The sequence below is a fragment of the Massilia sp. CFBP9012 genome, assembly GCF_034045115.1.
GTDB lineage: Bacteria > Pseudomonadota > Gammaproteobacteria > Burkholderiales > Burkholderiaceae_D > Telluria.
This window is the reverse complement of the sequence record NZ_JAXCWM010000012.1, coordinates 1-23,924: the sequence shown is the minus strand read 5'-3', so window position 1 is coordinate 23,924 and position 23,924 is coordinate 1. Positions and strand designations below refer to the sequence as shown.

At 65.0% G+C, this 23,924-nt stretch carries 22 protein-coding genes; 9 read left to right on the top strand and 13 right to left on the bottom strand.

Annotated elements, in window-relative coordinates; translation table 11 throughout:
* Window positions 1-77: 77 nt before the first annotated feature.
* Window positions 78-590, bottom strand: coding sequence for a glycine zipper 2TM domain-containing protein (locus SOM61_RS19400; protein ID WP_147934582.1), 513 nt, complete (start codon window positions 588-590; stop codon window positions 78-80).
* A gap of 195 nt (window positions 591-785) precedes the next feature.
* Here SOM61_RS19400 and SOM61_RS19395 point away from each other — a divergent pair, with 195 nt between their 5' ends.
* Together SOM61_RS19395 and SOM61_RS19390 are read left to right on the top strand one after the other, a co-directional pair.
* Complete coding sequence (locus SOM61_RS19395; protein WP_320475599.1) at window positions 786-1,922, top strand: metallophosphoesterase; 1,137 nt, start codon at window positions 786-788, stop codon at window positions 1,920-1,922.
* Window positions 1,923-2,035: 113 nt separating this feature from the next.
* On the top strand, window positions 2,036-3,478 hold the full coding sequence (locus SOM61_RS19390) for a M20/M25/M40 family metallo-hydrolase (protein ID WP_320475598.1): 1,443 nt from the start codon (window positions 2,036-2,038) through the stop codon (window positions 3,476-3,478).
* 24 nt (window positions 3,479-3,502) lie between these two features.
* On the opposite strand, the gene SOM61_RS19385 is transcribed toward SOM61_RS19390, so the two are convergent.
* Window positions 3,503-3,874, bottom strand: coding sequence for an Lcl C-terminal domain-containing protein (locus SOM61_RS19385; RefSeq protein WP_320475597.1), 372 nt, complete (start codon window positions 3,872-3,874; stop codon window positions 3,503-3,505).
* Window positions 3,875-4,183: 309 nt separating this feature from the next.
* Here SOM61_RS19385 and SOM61_RS19380 point away from each other — a divergent pair, with 309 nt between their 5' ends.
* From SOM61_RS19380 to SOM61_RS19370, 3 genes are all read left to right on the top strand, one after another.
* Window positions 4,184-4,456, top strand: a complete 273-nt coding sequence (locus SOM61_RS19380) for a hypothetical protein (RefSeq protein WP_320475595.1) — start codon at window positions 4,184-4,186, stop codon at window positions 4,454-4,456.
* Between the two features lie 405 nt (window positions 4,457-4,861).
* A complete protein-coding gene (locus SOM61_RS19375; RefSeq protein ID WP_320475594.1) occupies window positions 4,862-6,016 on the top strand; it encodes a DUF1565 domain-containing protein in 1,155 nt (384 codons plus the stop codon).
* A gap of 240 nt (window positions 6,017-6,256) precedes the next feature.
* Window positions 6,257-7,654, top strand: coding sequence for a DUF1565 domain-containing protein (locus SOM61_RS19370; protein ID WP_320475593.1), 1,398 nt, complete (start codon window positions 6,257-6,259; stop codon window positions 7,652-7,654).
* Window positions 7,655-7,730: 76 nt separating this feature from the next.
* On the opposite strand, the gene SOM61_RS19365 is transcribed toward SOM61_RS19370, so the two are convergent.
* Window positions 7,731-8,411, bottom strand: coding sequence for an SOS response-associated peptidase (locus SOM61_RS19365; RefSeq protein ID WP_320475592.1), 681 nt, complete (start codon window positions 8,409-8,411; stop codon window positions 7,731-7,733).
* A 111-nt stretch (window positions 8,412-8,522) separates the two neighbouring features.
* On the opposite strand from SOM61_RS19365, the gene SOM61_RS19360 reads away from it, so the two are divergent.
* The 3 genes from SOM61_RS19360 to SOM61_RS19350 all read left to right on the top strand — a co-directional run bounded on the left by SOM61_RS19360 (window position 8,523) and on the right by SOM61_RS19350 (window position 10,214).
* A complete protein-coding gene (locus SOM61_RS19360; RefSeq protein ID WP_320475591.1) occupies window positions 8,523-8,927 on the top strand; it encodes a hypothetical protein in 405 nt (134 codons plus the stop codon).
* Window positions 8,928-9,137, top strand: a complete 210-nt coding sequence (locus SOM61_RS19355; protein ID WP_320475590.1) for a hypothetical protein — start codon at window positions 8,928-8,930, stop codon at window positions 9,135-9,137.
* Between the two features lie 99 nt (window positions 9,138-9,236).
* Entirely contained in the window at window positions 9,237-10,214 is a 978-nt protein-coding gene (locus SOM61_RS19350; RefSeq protein WP_320475589.1) for a sensor domain-containing diguanylate cyclase, read from the top strand.
* 4 nt (window positions 10,215-10,218) lie between these two features.
* Here SOM61_RS19350 and paoC (SOM61_RS19345) read toward each other — a convergent pair whose 3' ends face one another.
* The 10 genes from paoC (SOM61_RS19345) to SOM61_RS19300 all read right to left on the bottom strand — a co-directional run bounded on the left by paoC (SOM61_RS19345) (window position 10,219) and on the right by SOM61_RS19300 (window position 23,456).
* Window positions 10,219-12,420, bottom strand: a complete 2,202-nt coding sequence (gene paoC, locus SOM61_RS19345) for an aldehyde oxidoreductase molybdenum-binding subunit PaoC (protein WP_320475588.1) — start codon at window positions 12,418-12,420, stop codon at window positions 10,219-10,221.
* A gap of 88 nt (window positions 12,421-12,508) precedes the next feature.
* A complete protein-coding gene (paoC, locus tag SOM61_RS19340) occupies window positions 12,509-14,716 on the bottom strand; it encodes an aldehyde oxidoreductase molybdenum-binding subunit PaoC (RefSeq protein WP_320475587.1) in 2,208 nt (735 codons plus the stop codon).
* Window positions 14,717-14,720: 4 nt separating this feature from the next.
* Entirely contained in the window at window positions 14,721-15,674 is a 954-nt protein-coding gene (locus tag SOM61_RS19335) for an FAD binding domain-containing protein (RefSeq protein ID WP_320475586.1), read from the bottom strand.
* The gene (gene paoA, locus SOM61_RS19330; protein ID WP_320475585.1) at window positions 15,671-16,324 is read right to left on the bottom strand and encodes an aldehyde dehydrogenase iron-sulfur subunit PaoA; all 654 of its coding nucleotides are present in this window, start codon (window positions 16,322-16,324) and stop codon (window positions 15,671-15,673) included. The genes SOM61_RS19335 and paoA overlap by 4 nt, the downstream gene beginning before the upstream one ends.
* Before the next feature lie 271 nt (window positions 16,325-16,595).
* A complete protein-coding gene (locus SOM61_RS19325; RefSeq protein WP_320475584.1) occupies window positions 16,596-18,377 on the bottom strand; it encodes a PHA/PHB synthase family protein in 1,782 nt (593 codons plus the stop codon).
* Between the two features lie 28 nt (window positions 18,378-18,405).
* On the bottom strand, window positions 18,406-19,254 hold the full coding sequence (locus SOM61_RS19320; protein ID WP_320475583.1) for a universal stress protein: 849 nt from the start codon (window positions 19,252-19,254) through the stop codon (window positions 18,406-18,408).
* 389 nt (window positions 19,255-19,643) lie between these two features.
* Window positions 19,644-19,838: a hypothetical protein gene (locus tag SOM61_RS19315; RefSeq protein ID WP_320475582.1), complete on the bottom strand. Its 195-nt coding sequence runs from the start codon at window positions 19,836-19,838 to the stop codon at window positions 19,644-19,646.
* Window positions 19,839-20,078: 240 nt separating this feature from the next.
* Entirely contained in the window at window positions 20,079-21,584 is a 1,506-nt protein-coding gene (locus SOM61_RS19310; RefSeq protein ID WP_320475581.1) for a DUF4214 domain-containing protein, read from the bottom strand.
* Window positions 21,585-21,990: 406 nt separating this feature from the next.
* Complete coding sequence (locus tag SOM61_RS19305; RefSeq protein ID WP_320475580.1) at window positions 21,991-22,257, bottom strand: hypothetical protein; 267 nt, start codon at window positions 22,255-22,257, stop codon at window positions 21,991-21,993.
* A gap of 764 nt (window positions 22,258-23,021) precedes the next feature.
* The gene (locus SOM61_RS19300) at window positions 23,022-23,456 is read right to left on the bottom strand and encodes a DNA-binding transcriptional response regulator (RefSeq protein ID WP_320475579.1); all 435 of its coding nucleotides are present in this window, start codon (window positions 23,454-23,456) and stop codon (window positions 23,022-23,024) included.
* 165 nt (window positions 23,457-23,621) lie between these two features.
* On the opposite strand from SOM61_RS19300, the gene SOM61_RS19295 reads away from it, so the two are divergent.
* The gene (locus SOM61_RS19295; RefSeq protein ID WP_320475578.1) at window positions 23,622-23,744 is read left to right on the top strand and encodes a hypothetical protein; all 123 of its coding nucleotides are present in this window, start codon (window positions 23,622-23,624) and stop codon (window positions 23,742-23,744) included.
* Window positions 23,745-23,924 lie beyond the last annotated feature (180 nt).

The window sequence follows — 23,924 nt, the reverse complement described above, 5'->3', positions numbered from 1 at the left end:
TGGCGCCGATGCGGGGAACTAGCGGAGGGGAGACGAAAAAAAGCCGCGCGGTGCGCGGCTCATCGGATCGGCGTGGATCAGCGGCCGTGGCCGTGGTGGTGACCGCGGCGGTCGTCGCGATCCCAGCGGTCACGCCGGTCGTGCCGGTCATGACGATCCCAGCCGCGTCCGCGGTGCTCGACGTAGACCGGGCGCGGTTGCACGTACACCGGGCGGGGCTGGACATAGACCGGACGCGATTCCACGTAGACCGGGCGTGGCTGCACATAGACCGGACGCGGTTGCACATACACGGGGCGCTGCTGCACGTACACCGGTTGCGACTGGTAGTAGCCGTTGTTGTACCCGTTGTTATAGCCATTGTGGTGGCCGTAATGACGACGGTCGTCGCGGGTGTTGATGGAGTTGCCCACCGCCGCGCCGATCACGCCGCCGGCAACGGCGCCGCCGGTGCCGCCGACCGTGTGGCCGACGACGGCGCCAAGCACCGCGCCAACGGCCGTGTTCGTACCACGATCACCGGCCATTGCCGCCGGCGATACCGCGACAGCGGCCAGCAGCACAGCACCAAGGGTTGTCGATTTCAACATGGTCTTTCCTTTTACCCTGGCGGAGATCGGAATGATGACTGCGACACCGGGTATGGACGTACTATATTCCCGGGCCCGAATCGTGCCATTCGTTAATACAGTTTTTTACAACTGCATCTCGGTTGGTAACATTCTGTCTTGCAAGCAGCAGCGGGCGCCCCATCTAGGCACGACCAACTTCATCCGATCACTGCCATGCGCCCGAGCCGTAGTTTCGTCGTCGTCCTCTCCCTGCTGGTCTTGCTGCTGGTCTATATCGGCATGCGCCTGCTGCCCGACCTCGGGCTTGGCCTGGCCGGCACTGCCGCCGGCGTCCTCCTACTGGGCCTGCTCGGCGCGCTGGTGCCCGTTGGGCTGATGTCGTCCTCGCTGCGCCGGCGGCGCTGGTCGGACCTGCTCGCCTGGCTCGGCCTGCTGTCGATGGGCCTGTTCTCGTCGCTGCTGGTCACCACCTTGCTGCGCGATGTGGTCCTGTTGGTGCTGCTGCCCTTCGGCGCGCTGACGCCGGCGGTCGGCTATGCCAGCGCACTGGCCGTGCCGCTGGTGGCGCTGGCCGTGACCGTGGTCGGCTACGTCAATGCGCGCCGGGTAGCGCGGGTGGTGAAGGTCGACGTGCCGATCCGGGACTTGCCGGCCGACCTGCACGGTTACGCCATCGCCCAGATCTCGGACATCCACGTCGGCCCCACCATCAAGCGCGCCTACCTGAACGCCATCGTCAACAAGGTCAACCAGCTCGGCGCCGACGCCATCGCCGTCACCGGCGACCTGGTCGATGGCAGCGTACAGCGGCTTGCCATGCATACCGAACCGCTGGCGCGACTGAAGGCAACCGACGGCGTGTTCTTTGTCACCGGCAACCACGAATACTATTCCGGCGCGCTGGAGTGGATCGCCGAGGTGCGGCGCCTGGGCCTGACGGTGCTGATGAACGAGCACGTGGTGCGCCGGCGCGGCGCCGCCTCCCTCGTGATCGCCGGCGTGGCCGACTATACGGCCCACCATTTCCACCCCGAGCACAAGAGCGACCCGCGGCGCGCCGTCCGTGGCGCGCCGTCCGGGGCCGGGGTGAAGGTGCTGCTGGCGCACCAGCCACGCAGCGCGCCGGAGGCGGCCAGGGCCGGCTTCGACCTGCAGTTGTCCGGCCATACCCACGGCGGCCAGTTTTTCCCGTGGAATCTGTTCGTGCCGCTGCAGCAGCCTTTTGTGGCAGGCCTGAACCGCGTGCGCGATATGTGGGTGTATACCAGCCGCGGCACCGGCTACTGGGGACCGCCGAAGCGCTTCGGGGCGCCATCCGAGATCACCCTGGTGCGGCTGGTGCCGGCCTGAACAAGGCGCCGTCCACGCCGTTTTCTATCTGTACGTACGGCAAGAAAGTAGCAGCGAAAAGTTGCCGAATGCGCTATCGTTTGAATCTTTTCGAACTAGCAAGGGTTTCCCGCATGAAACGCAGCTTCCGTCTTCACCACCTTCCTGTCATGGGCGTCATCGCCGCCGCGCTGTTGAGCGTCCCGGCGCTGGCTGCCGGCCCTGGCAATGACCCCGCCGCCCTCGCCAGGATCCGCGACACGGCGATGAGCAGCGATTACGCCTGGCAACGTACCGAAGACATGACCGACCTGATCGGTCCGCGCCTGTCCGGCTCGCCCGGCGCGGCGGCGGCGGTGACCCAGGTTGCGGAAGCGATGCGCAAGCTCGGCGCCAAGGTGACCTTGCAACCAGTCAAAGTGCCGCACTGGGTGCGTGGCATCGAGACCGGCGAGCTAGTCGAGTACACGGGCCGTCCGCAGGGCGTGAGCCAGCGCGTCGTGCTGACCGCACTGGGCGGTTCGGGCGCGACTCCGGCCGAGGGCCTGGTAGCGCCGGTGCTGGTGCTCAAGAGTTTCGAAGAACTCAAAACGCGCGCGGCAGAAGTGAAGGGCAAGATCGTCCTGTTCGACGTGGCGTTCGACCAGCACATGGCCGACCGCGGCCTGGCCGGCCACGCCTATGGACAGGGTTCGGCTTACCGCCGCAATGGCCCGCGCATGGCGGCCGAGCTCGGTGCTGTCGGCGCGCTGGTGCGTTCGGTCGGCGGCGCGGCCTACCGCCTGCCGCATACCGGCTCATCGGGCCTGCTCGAGAATGCACGTATCCCGGCCGCCGCCGTGACGGCGGAAGACTCGATGCTGATGGCGCGCCTGGCCAAGCGCGGCCCGCTGAGCATGAAGCTGGTGCTGACCCCGCAGAACCTGCCGGACGCCGACAGCTTCAACGTGATCGCCGACTTGCCTGGTACCGAGAAACCGGACGAGATCGTGATCGTCTCTGGCCACCTCGATTCCTGGGACCTGTCGCCGGGCGCGCACGACGATGCCGCGGCCGTCGCCAGCGCGATGGCCGTGTTCGAGGTGCTCAAAAAGCTCGACTACCGCCCACGCCGCACCATCCGCTTCGTCGCCTGGATGAACGAAGAGAACGGCCAGCGCGGGGCGGCCGCCTACCTGGCCGCCGAGCAGGCCAACGCGGGAAAGCACTTCGGTGCGATCGAAAGCGACAACGGCGTCGGCCGCCCCTTCGGCATGCGCGCCAGCGTGATGCCGCAGTCGGTCAAGCTGTTCGCGCCGCTGCAAGCGGCGCTGCAGCCGATCGGCGCCAACGTGTTCCAGCGCCAGGACGTGCTGGCCACCGGCGACCTGGCCGGCCTGGAACGCGCAGGCGTGCCGAGCTTCGCGCCGATCGTCGACACCTCGAGCTATTTCGACTACCACCACACGCCGGCCGACACGCTGGACAAGGTCGATCCCGACATCCTGCGCCGCCATGTGGCGCTGATGACCGCGACCGCCTGGTACCTGGCGAATATGGAGCAGGACATCGGCCGCTCCAGCGTGCCGAAGCCCTGAACCCGGCCCGCCCGCGTTGCCGGCTCAGGCCGCTGTGCTGATGCGCCGTATCGCGCGCGCATGGCCGCGGTAGGGCCGGCCATAGATGGTCTGGATGCCGCTTGCGAAATTCTGGCCCCAGACCAGCTGCGCGCGGGTGGCGTGCGGCTCGCTCGACCAGTACCAGTTGCGCTCGAACGATTCGCGCAGGTTCGCGAACAGCAGGGCCAGTTCGCGCCGCGTCGGCAGCGCGCCCCCGTGACCGCTGGCCCAGTCCACGGCGGTGGGCCAGCTGACGTCGGAGGAGTCGCCTGGCAGCAGGACCAGGTGGTAGTCGGGTTCATCCTTGCCCAAGATCAGACCGGCATATTCCTCGCCATCTTGCAGCATGCCCCGGATTTGCATGTATTCGCCCATTGAAATCTCCTCGGGTTAAGTAGCAGTGGGATAAGACTGCTGAGCGCGACTTTTGGTTTCGTGTTGGGTTCGATCTAGATCATGGTGGCGTCTAATTTCTACGGGGACGGATCTCGTGGGGATTTCATATTACTTGGAAAAATTTCCTGGAATAAATGAACTAAAGAAATAGGCGTCACTCAAAGGGGACATTCTTTAACTGCGGTGAGGAACCCCCCGATGAAAAAACCTGTGACCTTCGCTTCGTCATTCCACATCAAGGCCGCGCTGTAATGCAGCGTCGCCGTCCTGCTCACCGCCTGCGGCGGTATGGCCGACGAGTCCGCCAATCAGCATTTGCTGGCTGACACGGTGGCCAGCACGACCACGGAGGCGCCGAGCGCCATGGCCACGGGCGCCATCGACGCCGGCCCCGCAGCGCGTGAGACCGTCGCACAGGAAACGGCCATACCGGACCCGGCGCCGGCCCCGATGGACAACGGCGTCGCCACTACTGCACCGGCCACCCGGACCGCCGACGGCAACCATCAGGAACAACGTCGTCTGCCGTGCGGGTTCGGCTGCGATCCACCTTGGCCATGACGCGACCGATGTCCAGATCGTCAACAACACGGTGAACTCGTCGTTGCCTGGCTAGCCATGCGGCCTCCTAGCGCCTTGCCTACGCTCGCCATGCACCGCCATGAGCTTCCCCCCACTTACCGGGATAGGTTCTAAGCCGCGCCAGCCATGCTTCCCGCCCAGCGCATGCTTGGCATGCGCTAGTCGTGGAAACCGCGTACAGGCGTGGGTCCGCTTCCAGACGACTCAGCAAGACCGTCCTTCACTGCGTCTTACGACGGCCACTTCTGGCAAGTATTTAATTTCTATAGGGAAATTTTACTTAGAAATCTAATACTCCAAGAAAAAATTTCCTAAAAACAGTTGAACTTAGGAAGTTCCTCGCACTCAAAGGGTTACATCGTTTAATTAGGGTAAGACACATTCATGCAGACCTTCGCTCACTTTGCCTCGATCCGTACCAACCTCACCCGCGCCGCTTCCGCCATCGCTTTGCTGGCCGCCGCCATGTCGGCCAACGCCGCCGCCATCCCGACCACCCCGAACAATTTCTACGTCTCGCCAAGCGGCTCGGACACCGCCGCCGGCACCAAGGCCGCACCGTTCAAGACGCTGGCGCGCGCCGCCAAGGCCGCGACCAAGGCCGGCACTACGGTGTTCGTAGCGCCTGGCACCTATGCTGGCGGCATCAGGACCACCGCCAGCGGCACCGCTAGCAGCCGCATCTACTGGGTGTCGACCACGAAGTGGGGCGCCAAAATCGTACCGCCCGCCAACTCGACCAACAAGACGGCCTGGGACAACCGTGGCAACTACGTCAGCATCATCGGTTTCGACGTCGACGGCAGCAAGATCGGCACCGGCACCAAATGGGTGCTCGGTATCTATACCGGCGGTTCGTACAATGTGATCGAAGGCAACCACGTGCATCACATGGCGACCACGATCCCGTGCAACAGCGCGGGCGGCTCGGCGATCGGCGTGGACAGCTACTACAAGGGCGTCAAGAGCGATGTGATCGGCAACGTCGTCAACGACATCGGCCCGGCAGGCTGCACCTACGTGCAAGGCATTTATCACAGCACCTCGGGCACCATCAAGAACAACGTCGTCTACCGTGTAGGTTCGGCTGCGATCCACCTGTGGCATGACGCGACTGACATCCAGATCGTCAACAACACGGTGAGCTCGTCGGTGTTCGGCATCATCGTGGGTGGTGGCGACTTCTACTTCACGAAAGCGGGCGCCAACAACGTCCACGTGCACAACAACATCGTGTACGACAACAAGTACGGCATTTCGGAGCAGGGCACCACGGGTAAAGGCAACACCTATAAGAACAACCTGGTGACCAAGAACACGACCTACAACTTCCAGCTGCGCAATGGCCTGACCCATACGGGCACCATCAGCTCGGAACCGCTGTTCGCCGGCTACTCGCGTACCGCTGCACTGCCGAACTACAAGCTGTCGACCAGCTCGCCGGCGATCGGCCGCGGCCTGGCGACCTATGCCCCGGCGGCGGACATCGACGGCAAAGCACGCCGCAGCGCCATCGACCTCGGCGCTTATCAGCACTAAGCAGCACCAGGCAAGACCAAGCAGCACCCCCGGCAGCACCGACCCGGACCGAAGCCAGCCCCGGCCAGCTTCATCCGGCGTCACCCGCGCCAGCGCCAGCTGGCCGATCTCGTGGACGGGCGCATGCGCCCCGTCCGCTCCGACACATCAGGAGAAGCCCACGCCCCGCGTGGACAGCTGCGCCCTGCGCGTAGCCCCTCCATTGCCCGGTCTTTTTTCCGGACCAGAAGGAAACCTCAGATGAAAAGCAGCACCATGATCGCCTCGAACCTCCGCACCAACATGACCCGTGTCGCCGCCGCAGCAACCCTGCTGCTGGCCGCTACCGTATCGACCCAGGCCGCTGCGGCCCCGCAAAGCGCGGCGCCAGCCGCCACCGCCGCCGCCACCGCCGCCGCCTCGGCCCAGGAACAAGTGCGCCAGCTGTATCTGACCCTGCTCGGCCGTGAGCCGGATGCGGGCGGCCTGCAGTACTGGAGCCAGGCGGTAAGCCGCGGCGTCAGTATCGCGAGTGTCGAAGCGGAGATCAAGCGCAGCACTGAATACACCAAGCGCAATCCGGGCCCTGTCGCCGGCCCGAGCACGATCCCGGCCACGCCGTACAACTACTATGTTTCGCCGAACGGTTCGGACAGCGCCGCAGGCACCAAGGCGGCGCCGTTCAAGACCCTGGCGCGCGCCGCCCAGGTCGCGACCAAGGCCGGCACGACCGTGTTCGTGGCGCCTGGCACCTATGCCGGCGGCATCAGGACCACCGCCAGCGGTACGGCAAGCAACCGCATCTACTGGGTGTCGACCACCAAATGGGGCGCAAAGATCGTGCCGCCTGCCAAATCGACCAACAAGACCGCTTGGGACAACCGTGGCAACTACGTCAGCATCATCGGCTTCGACGTCGACGGCAGCAAGATCGGCACCGGCACCAAATGGGTGCTCGGCATCTACACCGGCGGTTCGTACAACGTCATCGAGGGCAACCGCGTGCACCACATGGCGACGACCATTCCGTGCAATAGCGCCGGCGGCTCGGCGATCGGCGTGGACAGTTACTACAAGGGAGTCAAGGGCGATGTGATCGGCAACGTCGTGCACGATATCGGACCGGCCGGCTGCACGTACGTTCAGGGCATTTATCACAGCACCTCGGGCACGATCAAGAACAACATCGTCTACCGTGTCGGCTCGGCTGCGATCCACCTGTGGCATGACGCGACCGATCTCCAGATCGTCAACAACACGGTGAGTTCGTCGGTGTTCGGGATCATCGTCGGTGGCGGCGACTTCTACTTCACGAGTGCAGGCGCCAACAACGTCCACGTGCACAACAATATCGTGTACGACAACAAGTACGGTATCTCCGAGCAGGGCAAGACCGGTAAAGGAAATACCTACAAAAACAATCTGGTCACCAAGAACCCGACCTACAACTTCCAGCTGCGTAACGGTTTGACCCATACGGGTACGATCAGCTCGGAACCGCTGTTCGCCGGCTACTCGCGCACGGCGGCAACGCCGGACTTCAAGCTGTCGACCAGCTCGCCGGCAGTTGGCCGCGGCATCGCCACCTACGCGCCGAAGAATGACATCGACGGCAAGGCACGTGGCAGCAGCATCGACCTGGGCGCGTATCAACGTTAAGCAGCGTTAATAGCTTGTGATCGCGGCATGACCGCAAGGTGAATGGCCCGGACGTGAGAGCGTCCGGGCCATTGTTCTATTCGGTTTCGGTATCGATCGGCTGCACGACTTCAGGTCCGCCGAGCCCGGCCCGGTTGACCAGCGTGCTGACCGCGTGCCACTCGAACGCATCCGAGGGCAGGGCGGCACGGCGCGCAAACGCCAGCGCTTCTTCGCTCGAGAGCGCCGGATCGAGCCAGGTTTCGGCATCGACCGCATCGAGCACCACCGGCCGCCGGTCGTGGATGTCGAGCATGCCGCCGGAGGCGTCGTCGGTGACCAGCACGAAGCCGGCCTCGGCGCGGTTTTCGGTAAAGCTGCCAAAATTGGCCAGGGCCAGCATGAACAGCGGCGCACCGTCGCGGCGGTGGATGTGCCAGGGTTGTTTGTGGCCTTTTTCTCCGGTCCATTCATACCAGCCCTCGGCCGGCACCAGCGCGCGCCCCGACTTGAGCAGCCCGCGCCAGTAGCGGTTGGTGAGCTTGTCCATCCGCGCATTGATCGTCACCGGCACCTTGCCCTTGGCCCAGCGCGCCTGGTAGCTCCAGTACACGTCGTCCACCCGTCGCTCGCCATCCTGGATGTGCAGCACGGGTCGGTAGGTGCCGGGCGGCACGTTATGGGCCGGCGCGGCTTCGCTGTCATACACCGCGTCGAGCCAGCCGATTGCGCTGGCGTAGTTGCGAGCCGTCTGGCTCTGGTCGAATCGTCCACACATGCTTCGATACTAGCGCAAGCCTGTTCATGGCAGCGCGCGAGGCGTGTGGCGTTTGGCCGCATCGTCCGGCAATGGTATGCTCCGGGCTGATATGATTGACAAGGAGCAGGTATGGCAGCAGGCTGGTGGACCGTATTGAAGACCGTCCCATGGAGCGATGTGATCAGCGCCGCGCCCCAGGTGGCGACCGGCGCGCGCCGCCTGTGGGACACGGTCAATCGCAAACCGGGGGCGGTGGATCCGGCGACCGGCTTGAGCCCCGAGATGGCCGCGCAAGAAGACGATATCATCGGCCTCCTGATCGCGCGCTCCGAGCAAAACGACGCGGAGCTGAACGCCTTGCGCAACCAGATGCGCGCGGCCTCCGAACTGATCGCCAACCTGGCCGACCAGAACGCCCAGCTGATCGCCAAGATGGACGTGCAGCGCCAGAAGATCACCTGGCTCAGCGTGACCGCCGGCCTGTCGGCGCTGCTGGCGGTCGTCGCCCTGATCCTGGTGGCAGTGCGGACATAAATGAAACTGGTACTGATCTGCGCGACCCTGTTCATCTTCATTTCGATGCTGCTGAACGGGGCGCGCCGGCGCGGCAAGCTTAATGACAGCGCCAACCGCGCAGTGTCGGGCCTGGCCAATTCGATGCGCATCTTCGTGTTCGGCCTGCTGTTCTTCGTGGCGATCGTCTGCGTGGCGATGGCCTGGCATATGCTGCAAAGCCCGGCTTGACCCCGGCCGGCGCGACCGCCGGCAATCCCGTTTCTTCCGGTGGTCCGGGAATTTCCGGTATGATTTGAATTGTTTCCAAAATTCAACATTTGCCGATCCGTGATCCAGTCCAAGCCAGAATCCATCAGCAGCCTGCCGGCGCGGGTACTCAACCTCGTCGATAGCGGAGTGATCGTGCTCGACCACGAAGGCCGCATCGCCCTCTGGAACGGCTGGCTGGTGCCGCGTTCCGGCCGCGGCGCGGCGCGCATGCTGGGCCATGCGCTGATCGAAGTCTTCCCCGACCTGCGCGGCTCGCGTGTCGAGGCGGCCATCTTCGCCGCGCTGCTCGAAGGCGTCGCCACCGAGCACGTGCCGCTCTCGCATAGCCGCGCCCCATTCCCGCTGCGCGAGCCGGGCAGTTTCGACGGCGCCCTGATGGACCAGGCGGTCTCGGTCACGCCCTTCGACGAGGACGGCCGGCGCTTCTGCCTGGTCGAGATCCGCGACGTGAGCAGCGTCGCCGTGCGCGAGCGGCGCTTGCTGGAACATGCTGAATCGCTGCGCGCGCGTTCCTATATCGACGGCCTGACCGGCATCGCCAACCGCCGCCACTTTGACGTGGCGCTGGAGCGCGAACTGCGCCGCGCGCAGCGCGCGGATGGCACGCTTGCGCTGCTGCTGGTCGACATCGATTCGTTCAAGGCCTATAACGACCATTTCGGCCACCAGCAGGGCGACAGCTGCCTGACCATGGTGGCCCAGGAGCTGGCCGGCATGCTCAAGCGGCCGGCCGACCTGGCGGCGCGCTATGGCGGCGAAGAGTTCGCGGCCGTGCTGCCCGATACCACGCTAGAGCAGGCGCGCGTGCTGGCCGACCGCATCCGCGCCCACGTCGCCGGCCTGGGCCTGCAGCAGGCGCCGGCCGCCCATCATCCGCAGGTCACGCTCAGCATCGGCGTTGCCGCCTTCGACCGCGCGCGCCTGAACGCGCCGGAAGTGCTGATCGAGGCGGCCGACAAGGCCTTGTATGCGGCCAAGCGCGGCGGCCGCAATCGCGTGGTCGCCGACGGCGACGCGGTGGACGCCGCCGCCTGAAACGTCAAACGGGCGGCAGCCGGCCCAGCAGCTTGTCGAGCGTGACCGGATATTCGCGCACGCGCACCCCGGTGGCGTTGTAGATCGCATTGGCCACCGCCGCCGCGACCCCGCACAGGCCCAGTTCACCGACGCCCTTGGCCTTCATCGGCGACGAGTATTCGTCTTCCTCGTCCAGGAAGATCACTTCCTGGTGCGGGATGTCGGCATGCACCGGCACCTCGTAGGTGGCCATGTCGTGGTTGGCGAAGAAGCCCAGGCGCTGGTCGACCACCAGGTGTTCCATCAGCGCGCCGCCGACGCCCATCGTCATCGACCCGATCACCTGGCTGCGTGCGGCCTTCGGATTGAGGATACGGCCGGCCGCGCACACGGCCAGCATGCGCCGCACCCGGGTTTCTCCGGTGACGGCATCGACCGCCACTTCGACGAAGTGGGCGCCGAAGGTCGACAGCTGGTTCTTCTTGGCCAGGTCGCCGAACTCGATCACGTCCTCGGCCACGAGTTCGCCGTCCCGCGCAGCCTGCGCCAGCGGCAGGCTGCGGCCCGCTGCGCGCACGGCGCCATCGACGAATTCCGCCTCGCCGGCCAGGCCCAGCTTGCCGGCCACCTGCTCGCGCAGCTTGACGCAGGCCGCGTACACGCCGGCGGTGGCGCTGTTGGCGCCGAACTGGCCGCCGGAGCCGGCCGAGACGGGAAAGTCTGAGTCGCCCAGCTTCACCTCGACCCGCCCCAGCGGCACGCCCAGCATCTCGGCCGCAGTCTGGGCGATGATGGTGTAGCTGCCGGTGCCGATATCGGTCATGTCGGTCTCGACGACCACCGTGCCGTCGCCACGCAGCCTGACGCGCGCGGCCGAGGTGATCACGGGGCTGTTGCGAAAGGCCGCCGCCACGCCATGCCCGATCAGCCAGCGGCCTTCGCGCACCTGCGCCGGTTTCGGGTTGCGCTTGCTCCAGCCATGGCGTTCGGCGCCGGTGCGCAGGCACTCGATCAAGCGCCGTTCCGAGAAGGGCCGGATCGGCTTTTCGGGATCGACCCGGGTGTCGTTCAGGATGCGGAACTGGACCGGGTCCATGCCCAGCTTCTCGGCCAGCTCGTCCATCGCGATCTCAAGCGCCATCAGGCCCGGCGCCTCGCCCGGCGCGCGCATTGAATTGCTCTCGGGGAGGTCGAGCACGGCCACGCGGGTGGTGGTCATGCGGTGCTGGCCGGCGTACAGCAGGCGGGTCTGCTGGGTCGCGACCTCGGGCCGCCCGCCCGGCAGGTTGCCGTTCCAGGTTTCGTGGCCGATCGCGGCGATGCGGCCGTCGCGGCCCGCGCCGATGCGCAGGCGCTGGATGGTCTTGGGGCGGTGGGTGGTGTTGTTGTAGACCAGGTGGCGCTGCAGGGCCACCTTGACCGGACGCCCGGCGGCGCGTGCGCCGAGCGCCGCCAGCAGGGCATCGGCGCGCAGGAACAGTTTGCCGCCGAAGCCGCCGCCGATATACGGCGAGACCACGCGTACGTCCTGCTTGCGCATGTGCAGGGTCTTGGCCAGGTCGCTGCGCCACCAGTCGATCATCTGGCTTGAGGTCCAGATCGTCAGTTTGCCGCCATCCCAGCGCGCCGTGGTGGCATGCGGCTCCATCATGGCGTGCGACTGGTCGGGCGTGGTGTAGACCGCGTCGAGCTTGACCGGGGCAAGCTCGAAATGGCGCTCGAAGTCGCCGGCGCGGGTGTCGGGCGGATAGTCGCGCTCGGGCTTGGGCGCGATGCCACTGTCTTTCACCGACGCCAGGTCGAAACTGCCTTTCTCTTCGCGGTAGCGCACCCGCACCAGGCTGGCGGCGGCGCGGGCCTGCTCGAAGGTCTCGGCCACGACCAGGGCCAGCGCCTGGTGATAGTGTTCGATTTTCGGACCGCCGAGCAGGCGTGCGGTGTTCTTCTCGCCCTTGCCGAGCTTGCCCGCAGTGGCGGCGGTGACGACCGCCAGCACGCCCGGCGCCCGCTGCGCCGCCTCGACGTCGATGGCGGCGACCGTGCCCTTGGCGATGGGGGAACCGACCACGATGCCGTGGGCCGCGCCCGGCACTTCGCGATGGTGTTCATAGGCATAGGTGGCGCGCCCGGTGCACTTGAGCGGGCCGTCGATGCGGTCGTAGGGGCGGCCCACGTGGCGCAGCCGGTCGATCGGATTGGTGGTGGCGGGGGTATTGAATTTCATGGGCGTGACCTCTCCAGGCGCCGCGATCGCGGCGCTCGCATCAAGAAAAGAAGCGGGACGGCGCCGCGGCGCCGTCCCACATGCGGCGTCAGGCCGACAGCGGCATCTTCTCGATCAGCTTGTCGAGCGTGATCGGGTATTCGCGCACCCGCGCGCCGGTGGCGTTGTAGATCGCGTTCGCGACCGCGGCGCCGACACCGCAGATGCCGAGCTCGCCGACGCCTTTGGCCTTCATGGGCGAGGACAGCTCGTCTTCTTCCTTCAGGAACACGACTTCCTGGTGCGGGATGTCGGCGTGCACCGGCACCTCGTAGGTGGCCAGATCGTGGTTGGCGAAGAAGCCGAGGCGCTTGTCGACCACCAGGTGTTCCATCAGCGCCGCGCCCACGCCCATCGTCATCGCGCCGATCACCTGGCTGCGCGCCTGCTTCGGATTGAGGATGCGGCCAGCCGCGCACACGGCCAGCATGCGCCGCACCCGGACTTCGCCGGTGACCGCGTCGACCGCGACTTCGACGAAGTGGGCGCCGAAGGTCGACAGCTGGTTCTTCTTGTCCAGCCCACCGGTAAATTCGATCGTGTCCTCGGCCACCAGCTCGCCGCCGGCCGCGGCTTGCGCCAGCGGCAGGTTGCGCCCGCCCGCGCGGACCGTGCCGTCCACGAATTCGGCCTCGCCTTCTTTGACGCCGAGCTTGGCGGCGACCTGTTCGCGCAGCTTGGCGCAGGCGGCGTACACGCCCGAGGTCGAGCTGTTCGCGCCCCACTGGCCGCCCGAGCCGGCGGAGGCCGGGAAGCTGGAGTCGCCCAGGCGCACCTCGACCCGCTCGAGCGGCACGCCCAGCATCTCGGCCGCGGTCTGGCCGATGATGGTGTAGCTGCCGGTGCCGATATCGGTCATGTCGGTTTCGACGATCACCTTTCCTTCGCCGGTGAGCCGCACCCGCGCGGCCGACTTCATCACCGGGCTGTTGCGGAAGGCCGAGGCCACGCCGTAGCCGATCAGCCAGCGGCCCTCGCGGGTCTGGCCCGGCTTGGGATTGCGCTTGTTCCAGCCGAACTTCTCGACCCCCATGCGCATGCACTCGACGAAGCGGCGCTCCGAGAATTTGCGGATCGGCTTTTCGGGATCGACCTTGGTATCGTTCAGGATGCGGAACTGGACCGGGTCGATGTTGAGTTTTTCGGCCATCTCGTCGATCGCCACCTCGAGCGCCATCATGCCCGGCGCCTCGCCCGGCGCGCGCATCGCATTCCCTTCCGGCAGGTCGAGCATGGCGACGCGGGTCGCGGTCATGCGGTCGGCGCCGGCGTACAGCAGGCGGGTCTGCTGGGTCGCGACTTCCGAGCTGCCCTTGGGCAGGTTGCCGTTCCAGGTTTCGTGGCCGATGGCCGTGATGCGGCCGTCGCGGCCGGCGCCGATGCGGATGCGCTGGATGGTCGCCGGGCGGTGGGTAGTGTTATTGAAGATCAGGTGACGGTGCAGCGCCACCTTGACCGGGCGCTTGGCCGCGCGCGCGCCGAGGGACGCCAGCAGGGCGTCGGCGCGCAGGAACAGCTTGGAGCCGAAGCCGCCGCCGACGTAGGGAGAGATCACGCGCACCTTGTCCTTCGGGATGTTCAGCGTCTTGGACAGGTCGTTGACGCACCAGGCGATCATCTGGTTCGAAGTCCATACCGTCAGCTTGTCGCCTTCCCAGACGGCGGTGGTAGCGTGCGGCTCCATCATCGCGTGCGACTGGTCCGGGGTGGTATAGGTGGCGTCGAGTTTCACCGGGGCGGTATCGAAGCCGCGCTGGAAGTTGCCGGCTTTGGAGTCGGGCGGGTCGGATTCCCAGTCGGGCTTTACCGCCTTGTCCTTTTCGGCGGCCAGGTCGAACTTGCCTTTCTCTTCGACGTATTTCACGCGCACCAGGTGGGACGCGGCGCGCGCCTGTTCGAAGGTCTCGGCGACCACCAGCGCCACGGCCTGGTGGTAGTGCTCGACCTTGGGGCCGGCCAGCAGATGGGCGACGTTCATGTCGCCTTTACCCAGCTTGCCGGCATTGGCGGCCGTGACCACGGCCAGTACGCCGGGCGCGCGGCGCGCCGCCTCGATCTCGACCGAGGCGATGCGGCCCTTGGCGATGCTGGAACCGACCACGAAGCCGTGGGCCGCGTTCGGCACTTCCTTGTGGTGCTCATAGGCGTAGGGCGCGGTGCCGGTGCACTTGAGCGGACCATCGATGCGGTCGAGCGGCTGGCCGACGTAGCGCTGGCGGTCGATGGGATTGGTGGTGGCTGCAGTCGTGAATTTCATGGGGTCAGCCTTTCTTCGCTGCGTTCATCGCTTCCGCGAGGGTGCGGTGCACCAGGGCCACTTTGAACGCGTTGTCCTCGGTGGTGCGGGCGCCGGCCATCAGGCGATCCGACACCGCCTTGGCGCCTTGCGCCATCTGCCGTTCGGCTTCTTCGACCCGCCACGGCTTGTGGGCCACGCCGCCGACCGCCACGCGACCGCTGCCGTCGGGCAGGATCACAGTGGCCACCGACACCAGGGCGAAAGCATAGGACGCGCGGTCGCGTACCTTGCGGTAGGCGTGCACGCCGCCCAGCGGCTTCGGCAACTTGACGGAGGTGATCAATTCACCCGGCTCGAGCACGGTCTCAATGTGCGGGGTATTGCCCGGCAGGCGGTGGAAGTCGGCGATCGGGATGCTGCGCATGCTGCCGTCGGCCTTCACGGTCTCCACCTCGGCGTCGAGCAGGCGCATGGCGATCGCCATATCGCTCGGGTGCACGGCGATGCAGGCTTCGCTGGCGCCGACCACGGCGTGGTGGCGGGTGAAGCCGCCGATGGCGGCGCAGCCGCTGCCCGGCTGGCGCTTGTTGCACTTCTGCGCCGTGTCGTAGAAATACGGGCAGCGGGTGCGCTGGAGCAGGTTGCCGGAGGTGGTCGCCTTGTTGCGCAACTGGGTCGAGGCGCCCGCTAGCAGGGCGCGCGACAGCACGGCGTAATCCTTGCGCACGCGCGCATCGGCCGCCAGGTCGGTGTTGCGCACCAGGGCGCCCACGCGCAGGCCGCCGTCCGCTGTTGGCTCGATCTTGTCGAAGCCCAGGCCATTGACGTCGACCAGGGCGGTCGGGGTTTCGATCTCGAGTTTCATGAGATCGAGCAGATTGGTGCCGCCGGCGATGAAGCGGGCGTTCGGAGTGCGGGCGACGAGCTCGGCGGCTTGACCCGCCGAAGTGGCGCGCTGATAGGTAAATGCCTTCATGCCTTGACCCCTCCCACTTCGGTGATCGCATCGATGATGTTCGAGTAGGCGCCACATCGGCAGATATTGCCGCTCATGCGTTCGCGGATCTCTTCCACGGAGAGCAGGGGCTTCACATTCAGGTCGGCGGTCACGTGGCTCGGAATACCCTGGCGGATTTCCTCGATCACGGACACGCTGGCACAGATCTGACCGGGGGTACAGTAGCCGCACTGGTAGCCGTCGTGCTTGATGAAGGCCGCCTGCATCGGATGGAGCTTGTCTGCCGTGCCGAGGCCCTCGATGGTGGTGATGTTGGCGCCTTCGTGCATGACCGCCAGAGAAAGGCAGGAATTGATGCGGCGGCCGTCCATGATGACGGTGCAGGCGCCGCACTGGCCCTGGTCGCAACCCTTCTTGGAACCGGTCAGGTGCAGGTGCTCGCGCAGCGCGTCGAGCAGGCTGGTGCGGGTGTCCAGCTGCAGGGTGACCGGCTTGCCGTTGACGGTGAAAGTGACGCCGGTGGTGACCGGCGGGGGAGTGGTGGTCGCGTCGGCCGTGGGTGCGGCCTGCTGGGCATGCGCGCCCGGTACGGCCGCAGTCGATACCGACAGGGCGCCGGCGATCAACAGGTCGCGCCGGGTGAGCTTGACGTCGCTGAATTGGTCCATGCTTGTGGCTTCCTTCTCTAGAGTGCGTTGCCCACGTCTGTTCTCGGCGTCAATACTGCGGCGCCGGCAGGTGTGGAAGGGCTTGCGGGGTTGTCGAATTGATTCTAAGTCAGCTATCGGGAAGGCCGCGTTCCCTTGAAACTTGAAGTTTCCTGTTGGCTGTAAATATCAGCCGACAGATAGAGGACGCGGGCAGAGACGGCGGCACGAGCGACATGCGCGCCGGCCAGAGGCGCTGGTCAACGCGATGGAGCGGAAGAGGGAGGCAAACCTATTGCTGAAGGACGTAGTCGCCCGGGGCAGGCGCCGTGTCCGGCATCGGGGCTGGCGGCGCTACATGCTTGCCGGCATGGCGTGACAGCCATTGATCCCAGGCGGGCCACCAACTGCCTTCGAGCTGGGGCACGCGCGCGAGCCAGCGGTCGGGATCGATGTAGGGATCGTCATGGCGATGCACGGCGACTTGGTAGCTGCGGTTGGGACTGCTTGGCGGCGCGACCACGCCGGCATTGTGGCCGCCGCTGGTGAGAATGAAGGTGATCTCGGTGTCGGTGAGCGGAATGATCTTGTACACCGAGCGCCATGGCGCGACGTGGTCGGTGAGCGTGCCCACTGCGCAGATGGGCACGTCGATATCGCTCAGCGAGACGGGATGCCCGCCGGCCAGATAGCGCGAGCTGGCCAAGCTGTTGCGCAGGAACAGGCGGTGCAGGTATTCGGCGTGCATCCGATAGGGCATGCGGGTGGCGTCGGCATTCCAGGACATGAGGTCGCTCTCCTGCTCCGGCAGGTCGAGCAGGTAGTGGCGCAGGCGCCGCGACCAGATCAGGTCGTTGGAGCGCAGCAGCTGGAAGGCGCCGGCCATCTGGCGCGTGTCGAGATAGCCCTGCTGCCACATGGCAGCTTCGAGGAAGCTGACCTGGCTGTCGTCGATGAACAGCGACAGCTCGCCGGGCTCGGTAAAGTCGACCTGGGCCGCCAGCAGCGAGATGCTGGCCAGGCGCCGGTCGTGGTCGCGCGCCATGGCGGCTGCGGCGATCGCGAGCAGGGTGCCGCCCAGACAATAGCCGGCGGCATTGACCTTGCTGGCGCCGGTCTGGGCGACGATGGCGTCGAGCGCGGCAGTGATGCCCAGCTGGCGGTAGTCGTCCATGGTGAGGTCGCGGTCTTCGGCTTGCGGATTTTTCCAAGACACCATGTACACGGTATGGCCGCGCTCGACCAGGTAGCGCACCAGGGAATTGTGCGGCGACAGGTCGAGGATGTAGAACTTCATGATCCAGGCCGGCACGATCAGCAGCGGCACTTCGTGCACGGCGGGGCCGACCGGGTCGTAGCGCAGCAGCTCGATCAGCCGGTTCTGCATCACCACCTTGCCCGGCGTGACGGCCACCTCGCGCCCTGGCCGGTAGTTGACCTCGCGCGGCTTGCCCGCGAGCAGGGCTTGCACGTCGCGCCAGGCGCGCGCGGCGCCATTGGCCAGGTTCATCCCGCCGCTGGCCAGCACGGCGCGCTGCACGACGGGGTTGGTGGTGACGAAGTTCGACGGCGCCACGCAGTCGAGCATCTGGCGCGCGAGGAAAGTGACGACGTCGGCATGGTGCGGCGCGACGCCGCGCACGGTGGAGGTGGCGCGGTGCCACCATTGCTGGCTCAACAGGAAGCCCTGGCTGAGCTGGTGCCAGGGCGAGGTGTTCCAGGCCGGATCGACAAATCGTTTATCCTGGGCCAGCGGCCGCACCAGCTCGGCGCCATCGCCGGCCGGTGTGGCAAGGTATTGAAGCCAGCGCTGCCAGCCGAGGACGGCGTCGCTCGCCAGCTCGTGCTGCTTGTCGGGCGACATCATGAGGTGGCTGGCCCAGTCGAACCACGCCATGCCGAGCGCGGCCGGTGACAGGTTGCCGGTCATGCGCCCCAGCCAAGCCCATAGCACCAGGTCGGCATGGACTTGCCCACCGGCGACGCGCGCATGGCGGTGGGTGCCGCCGAGCCAGGCGCTGCCTTCGAGCCGGCGCGAGCTACCGGCGGCATCGGGTCGGGTGTCAGGCGCCATGAAGAGGACTCGCGGGCTGCCGCTGCGCTCAGTGCGCGATCAGGAGCGGCGTCGTGCTGCCCGCCAGCAGCGAGCGGGTGACGCCGCCGAGGACGAACTCGCGGTAGCGGCTGTGGCCGAAGGCGCCCGTGACCAGCAGGCCGGCATCGTGCTCGCGCGCCACTTTCAGCAGCGCCTCGCCGGTGCTGCTGCGCGTGGTCTCGATGACGACATCGACCTTGACCCCATGGCGCGCCAGGTGCAGCGCCATGTCGGCGCCCGGTTCCTCGCCATGCATCTCGGCCATGACGCCGGGATTGATGAGCGTGAGCTTGACTGCATCCGCCTGCCGCAGCAGGGGCAGGGCGGCGGAAATCGCGCGTATCGCCTGCATGCTGCCATCCCAGCCGACGACGGCGGTGCCGGGCAGGAGCCGGCCTTTCCAGCCGGGCGGCACCACCAGCACGGGACGCGCGCCATGCAGCGCGATGTATTCGGGCAAGCCGCGCGCCTGGGCCGGAATGCCCGGGACGACGATCGGTTCGGCGTCGCGGCTGACGATCACGAGGTCGGCGTAGCGCGATTCGAGCAGCAGGGCGTAGCGGGCGTCGTCTTCGAGCATGCGCGTCTCGAAACTGTTGACGCCGTGGCGCCCAACGGCGGTGCTGAACTCTTGCAGCCGCGCCTCGACGGCCTCGCGCACCCCGCTGAAATCGGATTCGGGCATCATCGGCGCGCCCATCGAGCCGACCAGCAGGGAATAGTCGAACCAGGAAATGCCGGTGGCCGCGCTGCCGACGAGGTGGGCGTCGAAGGCATTGGCCAGCAGGGCGCCGACGCGCAGGCGCCCCTCTTGCTCGGGACTGCCGTCGACGTGAACCACGATGGTCTTGTACATGCTCGTTCCTTTCTTCTCGGTAAAAGCGGACTCGGGCGGATAGGCCTACCGATGTCCCGCTACGGACCCTGGACGGCATCTGGCCTATACGCTTGGATTACTCGAAGTCCACTTTATTCCCGGATCGGACGCATGTCAGGACCGCGGTTGATGTGAATCAAAAAAGCTGGGAAAGAAGGGAAGATGAATGCCGAGTGGCATTGTCAGGAATGCGTACGACTGCTCTGACGCAAGGACGCGGTAGCGATTACCTCTTTTAGGCCTTGTGACTATGCGTGGTGGCCGCATACTTATGTCATTACCGGCGAAGTGGTCGGTTCTCTTGTGTCTCCATCTCGGCCCTGCCGAGGACTTGGCCGTTGCCTGCTTCGTGCGGCAGCGGCCTTTTTTTAGCTGGAGATGCCTGGGGTGCGCGCCGCGACCAGGTCAGGGGCGGTGGACGGTTGCGACTCAGTGGTGACGGGCTTGGCGGCGTGCGCGGTCAGGTCGCCGGGAACGAGCATTTCCCAGTTCGTGCTGACCAGGTCGAGGACCATTTCCTCTTGCCGGCCGCAGCAGGTGCAGGTGCGCTGGTCTCGGGCCATGTTGTACTGCCAGGAGTGGGTCGTCGTGAGTGCGCCCGTGATGGCAGAAAAGAACGATTTTGATGCCGAGAAAAATCCCATGATGCCCGCCAGAAGTTAACTTGGCCAGCGTATTACGGAACTTGTGAGTGCGCAAGATACTGAACAGGTAAAGCCTCCAGGTTCTTGCTTCCGGCTGCTCGAGTGTTGTGAAATGGATGCATTCAATGTCGGACCACGGGTATCGTGGTCCCTTGGTCCTCAAGTGACCTCGAACGTCGTGCTCATCACGCCGACCAGCGCCACCATCTCGGCCGACTCGACCAGGGCCAGCAGCACGTCGCCGCGATCGACATGGCCATTGGCCAGCAGTGCATTCCATTCCGCCAGTTCGAGTGCCGTCGCTTGGCGCTCGAGCGCTGTTTGGTACAGATGCGCAACGAAGGCCGAGTTGTCCAAATCGTTCGTCGCCTCGTCGGAATCAATGAAGCTGTCGGCGATGTAGGCCAGCGAGATGCCTGCTTCCGAGCGTTTGATCCAATAGTTCAGGCCGTCGATATCCGGCCGTCGGTCGTACAGCGCGTCGTACATGCGAGTGAGCACGCCGATGTCGCTGGCGCCGATGTCCAGTGCATGCGACGCCACTATCTGCAGTTTTTCGCCGGAATCGACGAGCGCGAGCGCCAGATCAGCGCGGCTGAGGTCGCCGCTGCTCAGGTTTTGCGTCCAGTAAGCCAGGCCACCCGCATCGGCGGCGCGTCCCAGTACCTGATCGTATAGCCAGGCGACATAGGCCCCATCCGCCTGCGGCGCCTTGCCCGCCAGTTCGGTCGATTCGAGAATGGCCTGCGCCACACCTTCGAGCGTGCCGTCGCCAGCAAGCTGTCGCATCCAGTAATCGAGGCTGCCGGCATCGGGCGCGCGATCGAGCAGGCTTTCATACAGCCGCGTGACGCTGCCGTGCGCCGAGGTATCCGCGCTTGCCTCGGAAAAGTGCAGGGCTTCGATATTGCTCAGCTGATAATTAATATCGGGCCGATCTGTTGGGCTCATGCTGAGCGTGGCGTTGCCATCGATATTGCGAAAGACGTAGAAGGTGTAGTCGTCGCGGCCGGTGCGGTTGAGCTGCAGGGTGTCGTAGCCTTTGCCGCCATCCAGTATGTTGAACGAGATGTGGCCGATCGTGTCTGCGATCCCATCGCCGATGATGATCCGGTCGTCACCGCCGCCGGCATCGACCCGGTCCTGGCCGCCGTCGACGATGATGGTCTGGCTGGCGCTGTCGGCGATGATATTGGCGCGGCCCGGCACTTGTTCGAAGGTGCCGGCGCCGGTGATGAGCGTGATGTCGAAGCCGCTCAGGCCGATGTGCGCGGTATCGCCCAGGCCGTTGGTATCGATCAGGACGGCGCTCAATGCGGTGCCCCGGGAGCTTTCCAGCTGCAGGGTCGCGTTCGCTGCGACGTCCGTGGCCATTGTCGGGGTGATTGTCGACAGCATGAACGGCGTAGGGAAGTCCCAGTATGACTGCGCGGAGAGGGCGGCGATCATCTGGGCATGGTCGGCCGCAGGGGTGTGGGCCGCGATCTGGGCGCTCAGCATGTCCAGCGCGCGGGATACTGGTTGTATGGCAGCTGGCCCCTCCATCCGCAGGCCATATCCGGTTGGCAGGTGGGCCGTGAGGGCCGAGGCATGACCTGGTATCGTCATCAGCGGAATATTGGCAACGTCGTTCCCGTTCTGGTCCTGGCGCGTTGCCGCGATCACCGGGACGACTACGGTGCGCGTTAGGTCGCCAGTGGCATCGATGTGGGGGGGTGATCTGCACGTCGACGCCGTCGATGTTGACGGTGGATGAATCGGTTGCCATGGCGGTTCCTTACGGTTGGGCATGTCGAAGCCGCCTGATATAAATGTCAATGCATCGTGGGTTGGAAAAACGTGTGCTGTGGCGGGCGTCGATACCCATTGCGCGTGAGCTGACGCATTGGCCAGGCCAAAGTAGGCAGCGCATGCGCCTGCCATCAGTTCAATGTCCGGAACCAGATCTGCATCGCCGCTCAGCGACAACTACAAGCACGAGAACCGGTCTCAGGATTGATGTCAGACCTGATACTGGCGAATGCAACCAGCCGCACGCATTGGCGACCTGTTCGGGCGATCGCGGAAGTCTTCAGCAGTCCAGTCGGTACATTGCACGAACCCTTTGCACGCCGTGAGATACGGCCATCATTTCTGCAAGACCCCTGGTGGTAAAGGTTTGTGCGCGGACCTCGTGGAAGGCAGCGGCCTGTTTCGGTGCATCGGGGATGCCGCGGATTCGCTCGATCGAGTATGCGGGCCAGAATCCGCCGTCGGGGGCTTTCACGACGCGGCCATGGATGCGGTAATCGCCTTCATCCCAAGGGTTAACCGACCTTCTTGATTCGAAACTGTCCATAGATCTCTCGTTCTATAACGACAACTTATTTTACGAGTGGCATGGTACGACGTCAGTAAAAAGCATATCAATGGCGGGTCAAAATCACGCCAGCCATGCGAAATGCATACGCCGTTTCGTAACTTGAACGAGTGAAGTTTGCCGATCGATGTGCGAAGCCTCGCAGACGCCGGTGTGATCCGGTGCTGCGATGACCGGCAGCTTGGAAGCCAGGGCCTGAAGTAGTCGGAGACTAGCGGTGTTAACGAGTTGGAAAGAGCATCACCTCAATTATTGATGAAATGCATTTTTTGTTGTTTTTAAGAACCTTCTAAGCGACCCCGCTGTACTTGGTTGCAGACTGCAATTAATATTCACAAGGAAATCTCTCCAATTGTCACGTTAGTGCTTAACTCGCTGGGATTGGTGTGTCCAAAGGTGGAATAATGCAGAAGTTACGAGGAAAGCGCGTCGCGCAAATGATGAACGAACTGGAAGCTGAGGGAGTCGTCATCTCCGAAGCGGATCAGGCGATGCTATGCGCGTACGTGAAAGGAACGGTGAGTGGTGCGGATCTGCTCGCGCACGCCGTTCAGTTTTGTGATCTTTCGTCTTACCAGAGCTGGCTATGCAGTAACTTTGAGGGAGCCTACTCTGCCATGTCGTCAGAGGTGTCAATCGAACAACTCATGGCGGAGATGGCAAGCAGTCTCAGGCACCGCAGCGTCGTAACGTCGACAAGATCGGTGCAGGCACCTTGGACCCACCAGACGGCCGCCGAACTTCTAAAGCCGTTCCGCCTGGGCGCGCGCGCGCCGTCGATCGTCGGTCTCGTCGACCCATCCTCTGTGACAGCCCAAGCCCTCCAGGCCGAACTCGATCACACGCCATAGCGCGACGAGCGAGACCGGACCTTTGATCACAGCGGTGATGCCAGCAAATTGGCAGGCTTTTGCGGCTGCGTACGTTGCATCGCTTGCTGTAATCAGGATGACAGCGGCGGTATGGCAGCGGCTCTTGAGCTCACCAGCAAATGACCGCCGCTCCACCGGGCGGGTCGGGCTGCAGATCAACACGACATCGAACTGTGTTGCCCCCACCGCGCTCAACGCGGCGTCATGCTTTTCAGTGGCGACAGTCATGTACCCGAGCGACGTCATATGCGTCTTCAGATCCCCACACAGTTTACGGCTGTCACCTACCACCAATGCTGCTCTCATGTCTGCGCCATGTTCTGAATACTTGGCTCGAGTTTACTTCTTATTCACTCATTAACAATACCAGTGCGCGCCGGTCAGGCAGGCGGGACTTCTCCTACAGGTCATCAATGACTGACCTTTTCGAAGCAGTGTTACGAAGCGGTGGCAGCTACCGTGGACACTACCGTGACAATTGACACCACTGTGACACTGGCGGCGCCGTGCCCGGCGATCGAGCGCCCGGCTGCCGACGACTTCGATGCGTGGCAGGCCTCGGCAATTGAGGTACTGCGCCAGTATGCCGAGTAGGCGACACGCCATGCCAAGACGGTCAATTACCGCCGCCAGCGCGCATGCCAGATGACTTTCGATAACAATAACGGAATGCTTTTGGGCTGAGGTCGTGTCCGAATGTCAGACCTCGTATATTGAACTTACCGACTCAACTGGTAATGTAAATGATGCGGCCGGGCGAGGTGACATCGTTCA

Bases quoted from the DNA above. Each gene is read 5' to 3' on its own strand.
- SOM61_RS19400 (WP_147934582.1), bottom strand. From the start codon at position 590: ATGTTGAAATCGACAACCCTTGGTGCTGTGCTGCTGGCCGCTGTCGCG.
- SOM61_RS19395 (WP_320475599.1), top strand. From the start codon at position 786: ATGCGCCCGAGCCGTAGTTTCGTCGTCGTCCTCTCCCTGCTGGTCTTG.
- SOM61_RS19390 (WP_320475598.1), top strand. From the start codon at position 2,036: ATGAAACGCAGCTTCCGTCTTCACCACCTTCCTGTCATGGGCGTCATC.
- SOM61_RS19385 (WP_320475597.1), bottom strand. From the start codon at position 3,874: ATGGGCGAATACATGCAAATCCGGGGCATGCTGCAAGATGGCGAGGAA.
- SOM61_RS19380 (WP_320475595.1), top strand. From the start codon at position 4,184: ATGGCCGACGAGTCCGCCAATCAGCATTTGCTGGCTGACACGGTGGCC.
- SOM61_RS19375 (WP_320475594.1), top strand. From the start codon at position 4,862: ATGCAGACCTTCGCTCACTTTGCCTCGATCCGTACCAACCTCACCCGC.
- SOM61_RS19370 (WP_320475593.1), top strand. From the start codon at position 6,257: ATGAAAAGCAGCACCATGATCGCCTCGAACCTCCGCACCAACATGACC.
- SOM61_RS19365 (WP_320475592.1), bottom strand. From the start codon at position 8,411: ATGTGTGGACGATTCGACCAGAGCCAGACGGCTCGCAACTACGCCAGC.
- SOM61_RS19360 (WP_320475591.1), top strand. From the start codon at position 8,523: ATGGCAGCAGGCTGGTGGACCGTATTGAAGACCGTCCCATGGAGCGAT.
- SOM61_RS19355 (WP_320475590.1), top strand. From the start codon at position 8,928: ATGAAACTGGTACTGATCTGCGCGACCCTGTTCATCTTCATTTCGATG.
- paoC (WP_320475588.1), bottom strand. From the start codon at position 12,420: ATGAAATTCAATACCCCCGCCACCACCAATCCGATCGACCGGCTGCGC.
- paoC (WP_320475587.1), bottom strand. From the start codon at position 14,716: ATGAAATTCACGACTGCAGCCACCACCAATCCCATCGACCGCCAGCGC.
- SOM61_RS19335 (WP_320475586.1), bottom strand. From the start codon at position 15,674: ATGAAGGCATTTACCTATCAGCGCGCCACTTCGGCGGGTCAAGCCGCC.
- paoA (WP_320475585.1), bottom strand. From the start codon at position 16,324: ATGGACCAATTCAGCGACGTCAAGCTCACCCGGCGCGACCTGTTGATC.
- SOM61_RS19325 (WP_320475584.1), bottom strand. From the start codon at position 18,377: ATGGCGCCTGACACCCGACCCGATGCCGCCGGTAGCTCGCGCCGGCTC.
- SOM61_RS19320 (WP_320475583.1), bottom strand. From the start codon at position 19,254: ATGTACAAGACCATCGTGGTTCACGTCGACGGCAGTCCCGAGCAAGAG.
- SOM61_RS19315 (WP_320475582.1), bottom strand. From the start codon at position 19,838: ATGGCCCGAGACCAGCGCACCTGCACCTGCTGCGGCCGGCAAGAGGAA.
- SOM61_RS19305 (WP_320475580.1), bottom strand. From the start codon at position 22,257: ATGGACAGTTTCGAATCAAGAAGGTCGGTTAACCCTTGGGATGAAGGC.
- SOM61_RS19300 (WP_320475579.1), bottom strand. From the start codon at position 23,456: ATGAGAGCAGCATTGGTGGTAGGTGACAGCCGTAAACTGTGTGGGGAT.